The following is a 16,027-nucleotide window of genomic DNA, read 5'->3' as shown; positions in this document are numbered from 1 at the left end:
CGTAGTCGGAGAGGCGCCGGATGGCTACTACCATTCCAGTTTGTCCCCTGCCGGCAGGGCGGAAGATGAGGCCCTAGGAGAGATCGCGAGTTCCATGACCGTCAGCACCGACGACGTTCTGCTTGTCCACGGCGGCACCCCGCTGGAGGGTGAGATCAGAGTCCGGGGCGCGAAGAACCTCGTACCCAAGGCGATGGTCGCCGCGCTGCTGGGCAGCGAGCCCAGCCGACTGCGCAACGTCCCCGACATCCGCGACGTACGCGTCGTACGCGGACTGCTCCAGCTCCACGGCGTGACCGTGCGCGGCGGCGAGGAGGAGGCCGAGCTCGTGCTCGACCCCTCGCACGTCGAGAGCGCCAACGTCGCCGACATCGACGCGCACGCCGGCTCCTCCCGGATCCCGATCCTGTTCTGCGGCCCGCTGCTGCACCGTCTCGGCCACGCCTTCATCCCGGGCCTCGGCGGCTGCGACATCGGCGGCCGTCCGATCGACTTCCACTTCGACGTGCTGCGGCAGTTCGGCGCCACGATCGAGAAGCGACCCGAGGGCCAGTACCTGGAGGCCCCGCAGCGGCTGCGCGGCACCAAGATCGCGCTGCCGTACCCCTCGGTCGGCGCCACCGAGCAGGTGCTGCTGACCGCCGTGCTCGCCGAAGGCGTCACCGAACTGTCCAACGCGGCCGTGGAGCCGGAGATCGAGGACCTCATCTGCGTACTGCAGAAGATGGGCGCGATGATCTCCATGGACACCGACCGGACCATCCGGATCACCGGTGTCGACCGACTCGGCGGCTACAACCACAGCGCCCTGCCGGACCGGCTGGAGGCGGCGTCCTGGGCCTGTGCCGCACTCGCCACCGAGGGCAGCGTCTACGTACGCGGCGCCGCCCAGCGCGAGATGATGACCTTCCTGAACACCTACCGGAAGGTCGGCGGCAACTTCGAGATCGACAAGGACGGCATCCGCTTCTGGCACCCCGGCGGCCCGCTGAAGGCGATCGCGCTGGAGACGGACGTCCACCCCGGCTTCCAGACCGACTGGCAGCAGCCGCTCGTCGTGGCGCTGACGCAGGCGTCCGGGCTGTCGATCGTGCACGAGACGGTCTACGAATCCCGTCTGGGCTTCACCTCGGCGCTGAACCAGATGGGCGCGCACATCCAGCTCTACCGCGAGTGCCTGGGCGGTACGCCCTGCCGCTTCGGCCAGCGCAACTTCCTCCACTCCGCGGTGGTCTCCGGCCCGACCAAGCTCCAGGGCGCCGATCTGGTCATCCCCGACCTGCGCGGCGGCTTCTCGTACCTGATCGCGGCGCTCGCGGCGCAGGGCACCTCCCGGGTGCACGGCATCGAGCTGATCAACCGTGGCTACGAGAACTTCATGGACAAGCTCCCGGCCCTCGGCGCGAAGGTCGAACTGCCGTAGCCCCACCCGGCCCCGGCCGCCACCGTGCGCGGCGGCCGGTCCCGGACGTCGTGCCCGAGGTCCCGAACAACCGTGTGCCACACGGCCGTTCGGGACCTCCCGCACATCCGGGCGCACCACTCGCCGCGGCCGGGCACGCCCACCCACGCCGCCGGGCCGCGATGACATCATCGGGGCACCACCGGCCACGCCACGCGACAAGCCAAGGAGCCCTGTTGACCCGGAGGCATGAGCAGATCGCAGAAGCGCTGCGCGAGGCCATCGCGGACGGTCGCCACCCGGTGGGCGGCGCACTGCCCTCGGAGGCCGAACTCGCCGAGCGCCACGGCGTCTCCAGGGGGACCGTTCGGCAGGCGGTGAGCGCGCTCCAGGCGGAGGGGATGATCGGCTCGCGGCAGGGCGCCCGCCGCGTCGTGCTCTCCACCGCCCCCAGCCAGTCCTTCGCCGAACTGCGCAGCTTCGCCCAGTGGGCACGGGCCGGCGGCCACGCCCCGGGCGGCCGGGTGCTGGAGTCCGTCCGCTGCCCGGCCCGGGGCGAGGAGGCCGCGCTCCTCCAACTGGCCCCGCAGGCCCAGGTGCTGCGGGTGCTGCGGGTGCGCACCCTGGACGGCGAGCCGGTCCTGCTGGAGCGGACCGTGTACGCGGGCTGGATCGCCGACGCCGTGCAGCGGCTGCCGGGCGACTGCGAGTCCGTCACCCAGGCGCTGTACGACGACACGGGCCTGGTCTTCGCGCACGGCGAGCACCACATCGACGCGGTCGCGGCCGGTACCGTCGACTCGCAGCGTCTGGGAGTGCGGCGCGGCAGCCCGCTGCTGCGCGTGCGGCGCACCACGACGACGCCGGAGGGACGTCCGGTGGAGAGCTCCGACGACCGCTACCGGCCGGGGTCGGTGGTCTTCACGGTGCGCAACTCCACCCGGGCGAACCCACTGGCCCGCCTCGGGCGCGACTGACCACCGCCGGTTCGGCCCGTCGGGCACCGCAGGCCCGGACCGCCGGCCCGGAAGACCGCCCCGAGACCGCCGGACGGCACACCAGCGTGTGCGCAGATCACCGCGCCGGGCGCCAGACGGCACCGACAGGCGCAGAGAGAAGAGCGAGCGCCCATGCCCACCCCTCCCGACGCCCTGCTGTGCGACATGGACGGCACCCTCGTCGACACCGAGGACTCCTGGCTGGAGACGGTGAGCGGGCTGCTGCGCGAGTACGGCCAACCGCACGACCCGGCGGTGGTGCGGGAGTTCGCGGGGCTGCCGCTGGAAAGCGCGGCCCGGCTGCTCGCCGGCCGGGCCCGCCGCCCCGCCGACGCCGTGGCGGAACGTCTGCACCACGGGTTCACCGCACGGGTGTCGACCGGCGTGCGGCTCAAACCCGGCGCCGCGGAACTCCTCGACCGGGCCGCGGCGCTCGGCGTTCCGATCGCCCTGGTCACCGCCTCCGAACGCGAGGTGACCGACCGGGTGCTCCACACCCTCGGCGCCTCGCGGTTCGCGCTCTCGGTGGCCAACGGCGAGACCGCACGGGGCAAACCGCACCCGGACCCCTACCTCGCCGCCTGCCGGCTGCTCGGAGCGGCGCCCGGACGCTGCCTGGCCGTGGAGGACACCCCGGTCGGCGTACGGGCGGCGCTGGCGGCCGGCTGCCGCGTGCTGGCGGTGCCCACGGTGCCGGGCATCGTCGCGGGCGACCGTACGACGGTGGTGGGCTCGCTGCGGCAGGTCGCGCTGCACTTCGCCCTCGACTGACCCGGCGGAGCCGTTGGGCTTGGTGCGGCAGCGGGCGCCCGGTGGTCGTCGGGCCGGGCCGGGTACACCGCAGGGGTGGTTGTCCGGATCTCTCCGGACAACCACCCCTGCGGTGTACTGCGGAGCCCCGGCGAACCGGGGCGGCGGCCCGCTGACGGGCCGGTGGGCGTTACTTGCCCTTGGCGGCTTCCTTGAGCTTCGAGCCCGCCGAGACCTTGACGCTGTAGCCGGCCGGGATCTGGATCGGGTCGCCGGTCTGCGGGTTACGCGCGGTCCGAGCGGCACGGTGAGTGCGCTCGAAGGTCAGGAAACCCGGGATGGTGACCTTCTCGTCGCCCTTGGCGACAATCTCGCCAACGGTCTCGGCGAAGGCGGCCAGCACGGCGTCGGCGTCCTTGCGGGTCACCTCGGCGCGGTCTGCCAGGGCGGCGACCAGCTCACTGCGGTTCATTCTGTTACTCCCGTGTTCTTCTTGCCGATGAGGCGTGAGATCGAAGCCGATGCTGCCAGGGGCCTCTGACAGCCACTGGACCCGGGTCGGGTCTGGCGACCCTCGCGCCCGCACGCATCCTGCCCCTACCAGTGGGGGGAAAGCCAATCCGCTGCCCTGCCGCTTCTGGCGGAAAGGGGCGGCTCCCGCTGGGGTGACGCTCCGTACGCTCTGTCCAACGTGTCGAGTCCGACACGTCTGGCGTAACACTAGGTGCGCCCGGGCGCAGCCGTTCCGGCGACGCGCCGCAGGGAAATATGGCGGTGGCCACAGAAATCGCTTGCACAGCCCGTCCCGCACCGGTTCCGGACCGGTGCGGGAGGGCGTGCCGGAGCGTGCGGAAGGGCCGGCCGGCGGCCCGGGCCGCGGTCGGGACCGTTCCCGGGGCCGCCCGCCGGCTGCGCCGCGGTGCTGCTCAACCGGCGGGCTGCGCCTCCTGAGCGGCCCTGGCGGCCTCCCGCACGGCGTCGGCGACCGCGCCCGAGACCTTCTCGTTGAAGACGCTGGGGATGACGTAGTTGGCGTTGAGCTCGTCCTCGCCCACGACGTCGGCCAGCGCCCGTGCCGCGGCCAGCATCATCGAGTCGTTGACGGTGCGGGACTGCGCGTCCAGCAGGCCGCGGAAGACACCGGGGAAGACCAGCACGTTGTTGATCTGGTTCGGGAAGTCGGAGCGACCGGTGGCGACCACCGCGGCGGTCTGCCGGGCGTCGGCCGGGTCGACCTCCGGGTCGGGGTTGGCGAGCGCGAAGACGATCGCGCCCTCCGCCATCGCGGCCACGTCGTGGGCGTCCAGCACGTTCGGGGCGGAGACGCCGATGAAGACGTCCGCGCCGACCACGGCCTCCTTCAGGGTGCCGCGCACCCCGTCGGGGTTGGTGTGGTCGGCGATCCAGCGCAGCACCGAACCGCTGTCGACGCCCTGGAGGTCCTCGCGCTCGGAGTGCACCACACCGTGGATGTCGGCGACCACCGCGTGCTTGACGCCGGCCGCGAGCAGCAGCTTGAGGATCGCCGTACCGGCCGCGCCCGCACCGGACATGACGACCCGTACGTCCGAGATCTCCTTGCCGACGACGCGCAGCGCGTTGTAGAGCGCGGAGAGAACGACGATGGCCGTGCCGTGCTGGTCGTCGTGGAAGACCGGGATGTCCAGCGCCTCGCGCAGCCGTGCCTCGATCTCGAAGCAGCGGGGTGCGGAGATGTCCTCCAGGTTGATGCCGGCGAAGCCGGGCGCGATGGCCTTGACGATCTCCACGATCGCGTCGGCGTCCTGGGTGTCCAGGCAGATCGGCCAGGCGTCGATGCCGGCGAAGCGCTTGAAGAGGGCGGCCTTGCCCTCCATCACCGGAAGCGCGGCCATCGGGCCGATGTTGCCGAGGCCGAGCACCGCCGAACCGTCGGTGACGACGGCGACGCTGTTGCGCTTGATGGTCAGCCGCCGGGCGTCCTCGGGGTGCTCGGCGATCTGGGTGCAGACCCGGGCGACGCCGGGCGTGTAGACCATGGAGAGGTCGTCACGGTTGCGAATCGGGTGTTTGGACGACATCTCGATCTTGCCGCCCAGGTGCATCAGGAACGTACGGTCGGAGACCTTCCCGAGTGTGACGCCCTCGATCTCGCCGAGCCGGGCGACGATCGCCGAGGCGTGGTCGGTCGAGGTCGCCGCGATGGTGACGTCGATGCGGAACCGCTCATGGCCGGAGGCGGTGACGTCCAGGCCCGTGACATGGCCGCCGGCGGACTCCACGACCGTCGTGATCTGACTGACCGCGCTGCCACCGGCGGGGAGTTCGAGCCGGACGGTCATTGAATAGGAGACGCTGGGCGCCGTAGCCATGGTCGGTGTCCTCCGCTGTGCCTGAAAATCGCAATATCGCGCGTGCTCCCGAATAGTCGCACCTACCGATGGGTACCGGGTAACCGGATCTTGTGGATTTTGGAAACTCTTTTCCACCATCCGGATGGAGTTTCGGCAGGTGGCACGGGGTGGGGACGCCCGGGGCCCGGATGACAGCGGTCGACGGGGCCTGGAGGGACCGGCCCGTGCAGGCGGCTCGGAGGCGCCGGGGGCGGCGGGCAGGGAGTGGCGGGAGGGCCGCGGCTCAGGCTTCGCTCGTGCGGAGCGGCCCGGCTCGTGCCGCACGGCCGCTCGGATGCTGCCGAACGGCCGTGCGGAAGAAGCTCAGTGGCGCCGACCCGCCAGCTCGCCTCGCGGCAAGTGGTCGCTCGTAGCGACTGTGGTTGGGCCCGGGGGCATGGATCGGGCCGACGCCACTAGCCAGGCTAACAAAGACAGCGCAACCGCGATTCCCCTGCGACGGAGGGGAATCGCGGTGTACCGCACACCGGTCTGTCGACGGGCGGGTGCGGGCGTCCGTCGTGGCGGGGCAGCTGCGGACGCGTCAGTCCCGCAGCAGGTCCGGTACGCCCGCCGCATCCGGGAGGTCGCGGGCGCCCGAGACCACGGTCAGCCGCTGGGTCGCCCGGGTGAGCGCCACATAGAGCACGCGCAGCCCGGCGGGCGACTCGTCCGCGATCTCGGCCGGCGAGAGGACGAGCGTCGCGTCGTACTCCAGGCCCTTCGCCTCCAGGCTGCCCAGCGCCACGACCCGCTCCCCCAGCCCGGCCAGCCACTGCGCCGCTTGGCGACGCCTGGACATCGCCACGACGACGCCGACGGTGCCCTCCACCTCGTCCAACAGCCGCTGCGCCTCCACCCGCACCGCCGCCGCAAGCGCAGCTTCCGCGGGCGCCGCCGCCCCGGGAGCCGCAGCCGGTGCCGCCTCGCCGGGCGCAGCCGGTGCCGCCTCCGCGGGCGGGACGGCTACGAAGCGGGGCACCAGACCGGTGGAGCGGACCGCCCTCGGCGGGGTCGCGCCGGGCATCGCCAGCGCCAGCACCCGTGCTGCGAGGTCGGCGATCTCCGAGGGGTTGCGGTAGTTGACGGTCAGTTCGAAGCGGCTGCGCAGCCGGGCGCCCAGCGCCTCGTCACGCGCCACCGCCGCCTCCTGCGGATCGCTCCAGGAGGACTGCGCGGCGTCGCCGACCACGGTCCAGGTCGCCTGCCGGCCGCGCCGCCCCACCATCCGCCACTGCATCGGTGTCAGGTCCTGCGCCTCGTCCACGATGACGTGGGCGTAGTTCTGGCGTTCGCGTTCCTCGCGGTCCCGCCCCGAGCGGTCCCGCCGGGTCGGGTCCCGGTCCGCCGCCGTGGTGACCTCCTCCAGGCCGGTGAACTGGTCCAGCGGGTCGACCTCGCGCCGGCGCCTGGGCGCGGCGGGCACCCCGAGCTGACCGAGCAACTCGTCCCACAGCGCGATGTCGTGGACCGAGAGCGGCAGCACGGGGCCGGCCGCGGTGCGCGCGACTGAGTCGGACGCGGCGGAGTCGGACGCGGCCGGAGGCGGGGCTGCGGCGGAGTCGGCGGACGGCAGCTCGGGCTGCGCCCACTCGGACGTGCCGGCCCCCGGCCCGGACGGCGGCTCGGGCTCTGCCTCGGACGGCGCCTCGGGCTGCGCCGCGGATGCCAACCGGGCGAAGGAGGCGGCGAGTTCACGCACCTCGCGGCCCTGGAGCAGCCGCCGCGACCAGCGTGCCAGCCGGTCCCGGTCGCCCATCGAGGTCAGTACGTCGAGCGGGCCGATCTCCGGCCACCAGGCGGTCAGGAAGTCGAGGAAGTCGTCCTCCTCGCTGATGTCCTCGTCGAACGCCTCGCGGGCCTCGGCGGCGAGTTCGGGGTCGTCGTAGTGCCGGGTGCCGCCCGCCTTGGCCCACAGCGCGTCCAGCAGCAGACGTCTGGCGCGCGGCCGGAGCAGGTTCACCGGGGCGGTGCCGCCGAGCACCGCCTGCCGGATGTCCGCCAGCTCCTGCTCCGGCAGCTCCACCCGGCGGCCGAAGGCGACCACCCGCAGCGTCGGCGGCGCGGACCTCGCGGCCCGTGCCAACGCGCCGCGCGCGGCCCTGCGCAGCACCTTGACCATGCGGGCCGAACCCTTGATCCGGGCGACGGCCGGGGAGTCGAAGGCGTTGGCCTCGACGCCGTCGACCAGGGACCCCACCGCGCGGATGGCGACCTGGCCCTCCTCGCCGAGCGAGGGCAGCACCCCCTCGGTGTACGAGACGAGCAGCGGTGTCGGGCTCACCACCAGGATGCCGCCGGCGTAGCGGCGCCGGTCCTGGTAGAGGAGGTACGCGGCACGGTGCAGCGCCACGGCGGTCTTGCCCGTCCCCGGGCCGCCCTCGACCAGGGTGACCGAGGCTGCGGGGGCACGGATGACGGTGTCCTGCTCGGCCTGGATGGAGGCGACGATGTCGCGCATCGAGTGCGTACGGGCCTGGCCGAGCGCCGCCATCAGCGCACCGTCGCCGGTGACGGCCAGCTCCTCGCCGTCCAGGCGCGCGGTCAGCTCGGGCCGCAGCAGGTCGTCCTCGACGCCGAGCACCCGGCGGCCCTTCGAACGGATGACGCGGCGGCGCACCACCCGCCCGGGTGCGACCGGCGTCGCGCGGTAGAACGGCGCGGCGGCCGGCGCGCGCCAGTCGATGACCAGCGGGCTGTACTCGGCGTCCAGCACGCCCAGGCGCCCGATGTGCAGGGTCTCGGCGATGTCGGCGGTGTTGTCCGGCCGCACCGCGCCCTCGGCCGGCTCCACGGAGGTGTACGCGCCGTCGGCTCCTCGGCGGCCGTCCTTGCCGGTGAGCAGGTCGATCCGTCCGAAGAGGAAGTCCTCGAACTCGCTGTTCAGCCGGTGCAGATGGGCGCCCGCACGGAACACCTGGGCGTCGCGTTCGGCGAGCGAGCCGGGTGTACCGACCTGCCCGCCGCGCACCGCGTCGTCCCGGAGGAACTCGGCTTCGCCGATCTTCTCCTCCAGCCGCCGGTAGACGGTGTCCAGATGGATCTGCTCCCGGTGGATCTCCCGGTCGCGTACGCCTGCGTCCTGCGTTTCCAACGCAAGGGCCCCCTTCTGCTCAGTCCAGGGCAGCCGTCAACCGTACACCTCGCACGGGTCGCTCCCGGACCCCGCACACGGGGCGTCGGCGCACGTCGCGGTGGTGCTCGCGGCGGCGGGGCGGGGCGGCTACTTGTCGACGGTGACGAGGCGTTGGCCGTCCAGCGTGCGCACCTCGAAGTGGTCGATGTCGGCAGGACCGTAGGCGGAGCCGCCGACGTAGTAGACCTCCTTGCCCGGCCCGTAGCCGGTGTCCGGGACGGCCCAGGTGGTGACGGTCTGCTCGCCGCCGTCCCGGCCGACCGCGATCAGCCCGCAACTGCGCGGACCGGTGACGCCGGTCAGCCGCACCGCGATCTCAGTGCCCCACCGCTTCTCGGTGAGCGAGACGGTGGCGTCGACGTCGCTCCCGGGCGCGCTGCCGTGGTGCTTCTCCCCCGCGTCGTAGGCGGCACGGATCGGATCGGGCGGATCGGGCGGGGCCCCCGTGTCCGGGCCGGTCAGCAGCGCCGCTCCGCCGAGGGCGGCGGCGACCAGCACCGCGGCGGCGGGCACCGCGAGCGCCAGCCGCCGTCGGGCCCGCCGCCGTCGCTCGGCTGCGGCCCGGGCGAGGACGCTCTCCAGCAGCGCCTCCCCGGCCCGTACCGGTTCGGCGTGGTGCCCGGCCGGGGCGGCGGAACGGGGCACGGCGTCCGCGTCCGGCCGGGCGTCCGCGTCGTCCGGCGCGGCCGTGACTCCCGGGGGCGCGTCGGCGGCGGCGCGGCCGGTCTCGGTGTACTCGGCCAACAGCGGGGCCAGGCCGAGGAGTTCGTCGAGCGCGGCGGCACAGCGCCCGCAGTCGGCGAGGTGCGCCTCGAAGCGCTCGGCTTCCTCGGGACCCAGCGCGCCGATGGCGTACGCCCCGACGTCGTGGTGGTCGTGGTGGTCCTGGTGGTGGGCGAGCGAGGTCATGCTGACACCCCTCTCTCCTCCAGCGAGAGCTTCAACGAGCGCAAGGCGTAGTACACCCGCGAGCGCACGGTGCCGGCGGGTATGCCCAGCACCTGTGCGGCCTCGTTGACCGTACGCCCCCTGAAGTACGTCTCGACCAGCGCTTCCCGGTGGGCGTCGGTCAGATCGCCCAGCGCCTCGGAGATCGTCATCATCCGCAGCGCGCGGTCGATCTCGTCGGCCGCGGGGACGCTCTCCAACTGGGCCTCGTCCACCTCGCGCGGTCTGGCCCGGCGGCTGCGGTGGCCGTCGATCACGATGCGACGGGCCACCGTGACCAGCCACGGCCGGATCGAACCGGTGGCGCCCCGCAGTCGGTCGGCGTTGCGCCAGGCGCGCAGCAGCGTCTCCTGCACCACGTCCTCGGCCCGGTGGCGGTCGCCGTCCACCAACCTGAGCACGAAGGTCAGCAGCGGCCCGGCGTGCTCCTCGTAGAGGGCCCGGATCAGGGCGTCGTCCTGCGACGTTCGGTCAGCCACGGCCGCATCCTCGCTCACGCGGAACCCCAGTTGAAGTGTGCGTACCCCCGCGGATGGATACGCACGCGGGAGCCGCGGCGTTCAACCGCGGGGTACGGAAATCGTCGACGCCCCGTGCGGGGTGGGGGTTGGGCCGCGCGACGCCGTTGCGGCGCGTGGGCCGGGGGCGGCGGGTCGGGGTGCTCGGTCGGCGTGTGTTCAGTCGGCGTACTTGTCGCCGGTGGTCGGGTCGTGCGCCAGCCGGTAGCCGCGTTTGACCACCGTCTGTACGAGCCCGCCGGCACCGAGCGCCGAGCGCAGCCGGGCCACGGCGGTCTCCACCGCGTGCTCGTCGGTGCCCGACCCCGGCAGTGCGCGCAGCAGTTCGGACCTGGGCACCACCCAGCCGGGGCGACGGGCGAGCGTACGCAGCAGCGCCATCCCGGCGGGAGGCACCGGCCGCAGTTCCCCGTCCAGTACGACGGCGTGGCCGCGGATCTCCAACTGCCGTCCCGCGACCGCCAGGGGGCGCCGGGGCAGGTCGGTGCACAGCACCTGGACGAGGGGCCCGAGCCGGAACCGTTCGGGCTGCCGGGTCGGGATGTCCTCGGCCTGGAGCGGAAGCGCGGTGACCGGACCGACGCACACCGGCAGCACCTGCCGCCGAAGCGCCTCCACCAGCCGTGCGCGCAGGTCGAGTTCACCGGCGCGGCGCAGCAGGGAGACGGCGGCGGGGGCGCTGGTGAACGTCAGTGCGTCCACCGAGCCGCCGACGGTCGCCTCGATCAGCCGGTCCAACGGCGCGGTGTCGCGCGGCGGCAGCCAGCGGTAGACCGGTACGCCGACCACCTCGGCGCCGGCCGCCCGCAGCGCGTCGCTGAAACCGGGCAACGGCTCGCCGTGCAGTTGGACCGCGATCCGCCGGCCCTCGACCCCCTGTTCCAGCAGCCGGTCCAGCACCTCGGCCATCGACTCGGAGGCCGGCGACCACTCCTCCTTCAGCCCCGCCGCCCGTACCGCCCCCTTCACCTTCGGGCCGCGCGCCAGGATCTCGGTCTGCGAGAGCCGCTGCAGCAGGGCCTCGCCCAGGCCCCAGCCGTCCGCGGCGGAGAGCCAGCCGCGGAAGCCGATGGCCGTGGTGGCGATGGTCACGTCCGGCAGGTGGTCGATCAACTGCCGCGTGGTGCTGAGGAGTTCGCCGTCGTCGGCGAGCGGAACGATCCGCAGCGCCGGACCGTGCTGGACGGCCGCGCCGCGCCGGGCGAGCAGCGCACCGAGCTCCTCGGCGCGCCGTGCGGCGGTGACCCCGACGGTGAACCCGTCCAGGGGCCTCGGCTGTGGTGCGTGCTCCATCGGCGGGCCCTCATCCCGTAGTCCCGTAGTGCCGTAGTCCCGTAGTGCCTGGCCTGTGTTCCGGCGTTCCGGCGTTCCGGCGTCCCTTGTGCCGGGATTCGTGTCCCGCGCTCCGGCGTCCCGTGCTCTTGTACGATCCCGCGATCCCGTACCCGCGGCCCGTACCCGCGCGGTTCTGCTCCGGCGGTTCTGCTCTGCCGGGGTTCGCGGTCTGTGCCCGGTGCGGGGGCCTGCGCACCGCCGGGCGCGGACGCGCTGCGTACGAGTGTCCGACGTCTGGAGCGCCGACGCGCGCCCCGGGCGGAGTGCCGCGGCGGGTCCGCAGGGCGCACGTGCCGCGCCTCAGACCCCGGCGAAGGCCGGTGCCCGGTCCGCGGCGCCTTCCTCGTGCGTCCCGCCCGCCCCGGCGGCGGTCTTCCGGGGGCCGCTCCGACGGCGGGTGTACACCTGCCGCGTCACCAGGAAGCACACCGCGTAGAAGGCGAGGAAGCCGACGAACGCCGCGGTGCCGGTACCGGTGGCCTGGAAGGATTGGCGGAAGGCGAGGTTGATGGCGAGCCCTCCGAGCGCACCGACGGCGCCGATCAGCCCGATGGCCGCGCCCGAGAGCCGGCGGCCGTAGGTGTCCGCCTCCTCGCCCGTGAGCCCCCGGGCGAGGGCCTTCGCCCGGTAGATGCCCGGGATCATCTTGTACGTGGAGCCGTTGCCCAGACCGCTCAGCACGAAGAGCGCGATGAACCCGGCCAGGAAGAGCGGCATCGACTCGCGCTGCGAGGCCACCGCGACCACGCCGGTGGCCGCCGCCATGGCGGCGAAGTTCCACAGGGTGATGCGTCCGCCGCCGAACCGGTCGGCTAGCAGTCCGCCCAGGGGACGGATCAACGAGCCGAGCAGCGGCCCGACGAAGGTGAGCGAGGCGGCCTGGAGCGGAGTGCGGTCGAACTGGTTCTGGAGCACCAGGCCGAAGGCGAAGCTGTATCCGATGAAGGAGCCGAAGGTGCCCACGTAGAGGAAGGACATGATCCAGGTGTGGGCGTCGCGTATCGACTCCCGTGCCGCCCCGGTGTCGTTGCGCACCGGTGCGAGGTTGTCCATCCAGCGCCAGGCGCAGGCGGCGGACACCACGATCAGCGGCAGATAGAGGCCGAGCAGCACCCGCGGCTGTCCGGCGCCGGCGGTGGCGATGACGGCCAGCGCGGCGAGTTGGACCGCCGGCACCCCGATGTTGCCGCCGCCGGCGTTCAGCCCGAGCGCCCAGCCCTTGCGGTGCAGCGGGTAGAAGGAGTTGATGTTGGTCATCGAGGAGGCGAAGTTGCCGCCGCCGACCCCGGTCAGCAGGGCGACGAGCATGAACGTGCCGTAGGAGGTGCCGGGCTCCATCACCGCGAACGCGGCCAGCGTGGGCAGCAGCAGCATCGCGGCGGAGACGACCGTCCAGTTCCGGCCGCCGAAACGGGCGACGGCGAAGGTGTACGGCACCCGCATCACCGCCCCGACCAGGGTCGCCATGCCGACCAGGAAGAACTTCCCGGCGGCGTCGATCCCGTACTCGGGGCCCATGAACAGCACCAGCACCGACCACAGCGACCAGATGGAGAAGCCGATGTGCTCGGAGAGGATGGAGAAGGCCAGATTGCGGCGGGCGACGCGTTCGCCGTGCTGCCGCCAGAAGTCCGGGTCCTCCGGCTCCCAGTGCTCGATCCAGCGGCCCGGACCGCGTGCGGTGCCTCGGGCTGTCATGGTGCCTCCCCTGCGGGCCGCACCGTCCTCGCGCCGGGGCGCGGTGCGGGTCGGTGCGTGCGTGTGTACGTGCGTGTGTGCGGTGTGATCGGTGCGTGCGGCGTGGTCGGAGTGTCGAGTGCGTGCGGCGTGACCGGGGTTGTCGGCGTGATCGTTCGCCGAGCCGGGAGTCCGAGAGTAGGGACCGCAGGTTTCCGCGCTGTGTCCAGGGGTGACGCCCGCGCTACCGCTGGCTCCGCTAGCTCGCCTGGGCGCGGTGAGTCGGCTCGGCGAGTTCCAGGAGCGCGGCGATGGCGACGGCCGGCAGGGTGCTCTCCTGCGCGGGGCAGGCGCGGGCCGCCACCGGTCGCGGGCCGCGCGCGGTGAGGGCTGCGGTGATCCGGGAGGGGCCGACCCAGTAGTCGGCCGCGTCCAGGGTGTCGCTCACCAACCGGGTCAGCTCCGGCCCGTCGGGGTCGAGCAGCCGTTCCGGGCCGGCGGAGCCGCGCGAGCCGGACGCCCGCCGGTCCCGGCCGATGCCCGGGACTCCGTCGACAGGAGTCCCGACGCCCGGGAACCCGTCGCCGTCGGCGCCGGTCACCGGGGTGACGCCGTGGATGGTGTGGCTGCCGTGGTGGCTGTACGCCTCGATCACCACGCGCGGGCCCTCCAGATACTCCTCGACGACCAGTTCGCCCGCCGGCAGCCGGCCGACCAGCCGTTCGGCTTCGATCACACCGTGCACCACGGCCGGTTCCGCCTCGGCGGGGTCCGTGCCGGCGGCGGGGCCGCGCGGGCGCACGGTGCAGGGGAAGCCGACTTGGCAGGCGGCTCTCGGCAGTTCGACCGCCGAGCAGAGGGCGTGGCGCACGGGAACGGAGGTGATCGCGTTGATCTGCTCGCGCAGGGCGAGGGGGTCGCTGAGCACCGCGACCGATCGGGGGCTGCTGCCCGCCAGGCGCAGATGCCAGTTGGCGCGGGCGGCGGCGAGCGCGGTCGCGTCCTCGAAGCCGAAGACCGAGACCCGGGAGACCCCGGTGAGATGGGCGAGGCCCGCGGCCAGACGCCGGTGGTCGCGCCAGTCGGCCTCCAGGACCTGGTCCGCCTCGGCGGCGGCGCGGTTCATGCCCGGCGCGGTGAGGTCGGGACCCACCATGAGGGTGTGGGCCCCGACCTCACGCGCCACCCGGACCGTCTGCACACGGGGGTTGAGCAGAACGGCCAGGGGTGTGAGGGGTGGATTCACCGGACGCGTCTCCGCGCACGAGGTGCGACGGTGAGCAAGCGGTCCGGTGACCGTCCGGCGGAACGGCCACCCCAACGTGACACCGGTCTGGCATCGCCGAGGGGGGAGCAGCGATGATCCAGGGTGTGACGACTTTTCACACTGCGCGCCCAGGCATCGGACACCACCCGGTCCCAATCCTCTGCCTGGACGTGTCTAAGGTTGCCGCGCCGGAAGCTGAGCGGACTCCCGGTCCGCGCGGCGGTGTGTTCCCCACGGGATGCGAGCGTGGTCATGGCTCTCTCCGAAGGCACTCAGTGGTCGTACCGTTCCCGCGCCGGTCACATCCAGATGTTGTCGCCGGAGTTGACCCCGGTGGCGTGCGTCTGCGCTGCGGCGGTGCCCGCGACGCCCAGCTGCGCGCCCAGGGCTGCCAGCGCGACAATCATGGATGCAGCGAGTGCACGTGTAAGTCTCTTCACAGGACGCCTCCCTAACCGTGTCCGGTGAACGAAGGTCTCACCTTCATTCCGGTGTCGATATTTGCGACTTCTGAGCCAAGAACCAAGAGGTTTGCCCTGGCAGTATCTCGCCTGGCAGGTTGTCGCCCGAGCAGCAGGGACGGAACGAGGAAACTGAGTCGTGCTGGAGATGTGCGAAATAGACGAGGTCGCGGCACGCGTGTACCGACTGCGCGTACTGCACCCCACCGACTCCGTGGAGCTGATCGCCGGCCGCAGCGGGCTGACGGTCGAGGAGGTGCGGGCCACCGAGCAGCGCCTCGCACGGCTGAGCCTGCTCCAGCCCTCCCCCAGCGGGGGCTGGTCCGCCGTGAGCCCCGAGACGGCCGCGGACACACTGCTCTCCGCGGCGCAGCAGGACGTGCTGGAGCGGCAGACCGCGATCGCCACGGCTCGCGCGCAGATGCACGCACTCACCGGCGACTACCTCGAGGCCAGAAGTATGCGCTCGGCCAAGGGCCGTGTCGAGGTGATCGAGGGTCTTGACAACATCCGCGCGGTGATCGACGACCTCGCCCGCACCTGCAAGAGCTCGGTGGACGTCCTCAGCCCCGGCGGCCCGCTGGACGAGGCCGCGGTCAGCTCCGCCACCCCGCTCGACCTGGACACTCTCGCCCGCGGCGCGCACATCCGGATCCTGTTCCAGCACAGCACCCGCAAGCACCGGCTGACCGCCAAGTACGCGGCCCGGATCACCGCGGCGGGAGCCCAGATCCGCACCACGGGCGTGATGCCCTCGCGGCTGCTGATCTACGACAACGAGGCCGCGGTGCTCCCGGTCGACACCGAGGACACGGCCGCCGGCGTCGTGCTCGTGCGCGACCCCGCGGTGCTGGGTTTCCTCCAGCGCCTGTTCACCCACCACTGGGACAGGGGGCTGGACTTCACCGCCGAGGAGGAGGAGAACGGCCCCGAGCCGACCCAACTGGAGCGCGACGTACTGCTGTTGATGGCCGCCGGCAAGAAGAACGAGGTCATCGCGCACCAACTCGGCGTCTCTCCGCGCTCGGTGAGCCGGATCGTCGCCGTGCTGCTGGACCGGCTCGGCGCCACCAGCCGTTTCCAGGCGGGCGTACGGGCGGCGATGAACGGCTGGATCAGCTGAGCGGTCCACCACCGCGCCGGTGATGACATCGCTGTCGCGC

The 16,027-nt window shown here is 72.9% G+C and carries 12 protein-coding genes; 4 read left to right on the top strand and 8 right to left on the bottom strand.

The annotated features are described in order from the left end of the window. Nucleotides 1-94: 94 nt before the first annotated feature. The 3 genes from murA (at nucleotide 95) to MTQ01_RS21055 (ending at nucleotide 3,171) form a co-directional block, all read left to right on the top strand. Nucleotides 95-1,423: a UDP-N-acetylglucosamine 1-carboxyvinyltransferase gene (gene murA, locus MTQ01_RS21065; protein ID WP_211041117.1), complete on the top strand. Its 1,329-nt coding sequence runs from the start codon at nucleotides 95-97 to the stop codon at nucleotides 1,421-1,423. 215 nt (nucleotides 1,424-1,638) lie between these two features. Then, nucleotides 1,639-2,379 (top strand): GntR family transcriptional regulator, encoded by a 741-nt coding sequence (locus MTQ01_RS21060; protein WP_247492318.1) that lies wholly within the window; start codon nucleotides 1,639-1,641, stop codon nucleotides 2,377-2,379. 153 nt (nucleotides 2,380-2,532) lie between these two features. Next, the gene (locus tag MTQ01_RS21055; protein WP_247492317.1) at nucleotides 2,533-3,171 is read left to right on the top strand and encodes an HAD family phosphatase; all 639 of its coding nucleotides are present in this window, start codon (nucleotides 2,533-2,535) and stop codon (nucleotides 3,169-3,171) included. Between the two features lie 169 nt (nucleotides 3,172-3,340). Here the strand turns inward: MTQ01_RS21055 and MTQ01_RS21050 are convergent, their stop codons facing one another. The 8 genes from MTQ01_RS21050 to MTQ01_RS21015 form a co-directional block, all read right to left on the bottom strand. Next, nucleotides 3,341-3,622, bottom strand: coding sequence for an HU family DNA-binding protein (locus MTQ01_RS21050; RefSeq protein WP_007382399.1), 282 nt, complete (start codon nucleotides 3,620-3,622; stop codon nucleotides 3,341-3,343). A gap of 454 nt (nucleotides 3,623-4,076) precedes the next feature. Further along, nucleotides 4,077-5,501 carry an NAD-dependent malic enzyme gene (locus MTQ01_RS21045; RefSeq protein ID WP_247492316.1) on the bottom strand — a complete coding sequence of 475 codons (1,425 nt, stop codon included), beginning with the start codon at nucleotides 5,499-5,501 and terminating at the stop codon, nucleotides 4,077-4,079. Between the two features lie 565 nt (nucleotides 5,502-6,066). After that, the gene (locus MTQ01_RS21040; protein WP_247492538.1) at nucleotides 6,067-8,649 is read right to left on the bottom strand and encodes a UvrD-helicase domain-containing protein; all 2,583 of its coding nucleotides are present in this window, start codon (nucleotides 8,647-8,649) and stop codon (nucleotides 6,067-6,069) included. 96 nt (nucleotides 8,650-8,745) lie between these two features. Beyond that, a complete protein-coding gene (locus MTQ01_RS21035; RefSeq protein ID WP_247492315.1) occupies nucleotides 8,746-9,567 on the bottom strand; it encodes an anti-sigma factor in 822 nt (273 codons plus the stop codon). Beyond that, a complete protein-coding gene (locus MTQ01_RS21030; RefSeq protein ID WP_308294424.1) occupies nucleotides 9,564-10,103 on the bottom strand; it encodes a sigma-70 family RNA polymerase sigma factor in 540 nt (179 codons plus the stop codon). Before MTQ01_RS21030 ends, MTQ01_RS21035 begins: the two co-directional genes overlap by 4 nt. A gap of 180 nt (nucleotides 10,104-10,283) precedes the next feature. After that, nucleotides 10,284-11,417 (bottom strand): uroporphyrinogen-III synthase, encoded by a 1,134-nt coding sequence (locus tag MTQ01_RS21025; RefSeq protein WP_247492314.1) that lies wholly within the window; start codon nucleotides 11,415-11,417, stop codon nucleotides 10,284-10,286. A 342-nt stretch (nucleotides 11,418-11,759) separates the two neighbouring features. Further along, the gene (locus MTQ01_RS21020) at nucleotides 11,760-13,157 is read right to left on the bottom strand and encodes a NarK/NasA family nitrate transporter (RefSeq protein WP_247492312.1); all 1,398 of its coding nucleotides are present in this window, start codon (nucleotides 13,155-13,157) and stop codon (nucleotides 11,760-11,762) included. Nucleotides 13,158-13,395: 238 nt separating this feature from the next. Then, the gene (locus MTQ01_RS21015) at nucleotides 13,396-14,382 is read right to left on the bottom strand and encodes a hypothetical protein (RefSeq protein ID WP_247492310.1); all 987 of its coding nucleotides are present in this window, start codon (nucleotides 14,380-14,382) and stop codon (nucleotides 13,396-13,398) included. A gap of 630 nt (nucleotides 14,383-15,012) precedes the next feature. Here MTQ01_RS21015 and MTQ01_RS21010 point away from each other — a divergent pair. Then, on the top strand, nucleotides 15,013-15,987 hold the full coding sequence (locus MTQ01_RS21010; RefSeq protein WP_247492536.1) for a helix-turn-helix transcriptional regulator: 975 nt from the start codon (nucleotides 15,013-15,015) through the stop codon (nucleotides 15,985-15,987). Nucleotides 15,988-16,027 lie beyond the last annotated feature (40 nt).

The sequence above is a fragment of the Streptomyces sp. XM4193 genome, assembly GCF_023072595.1.
Taxonomy (GTDB): domain Bacteria; phylum Actinomycetota; class Actinomycetes; order Streptomycetales; family Streptomycetaceae; genus Streptomyces.
Note: the sequence above shows the minus strand (reverse complement) of the source record. Positions and strands in the feature narration are given on the sequence as shown.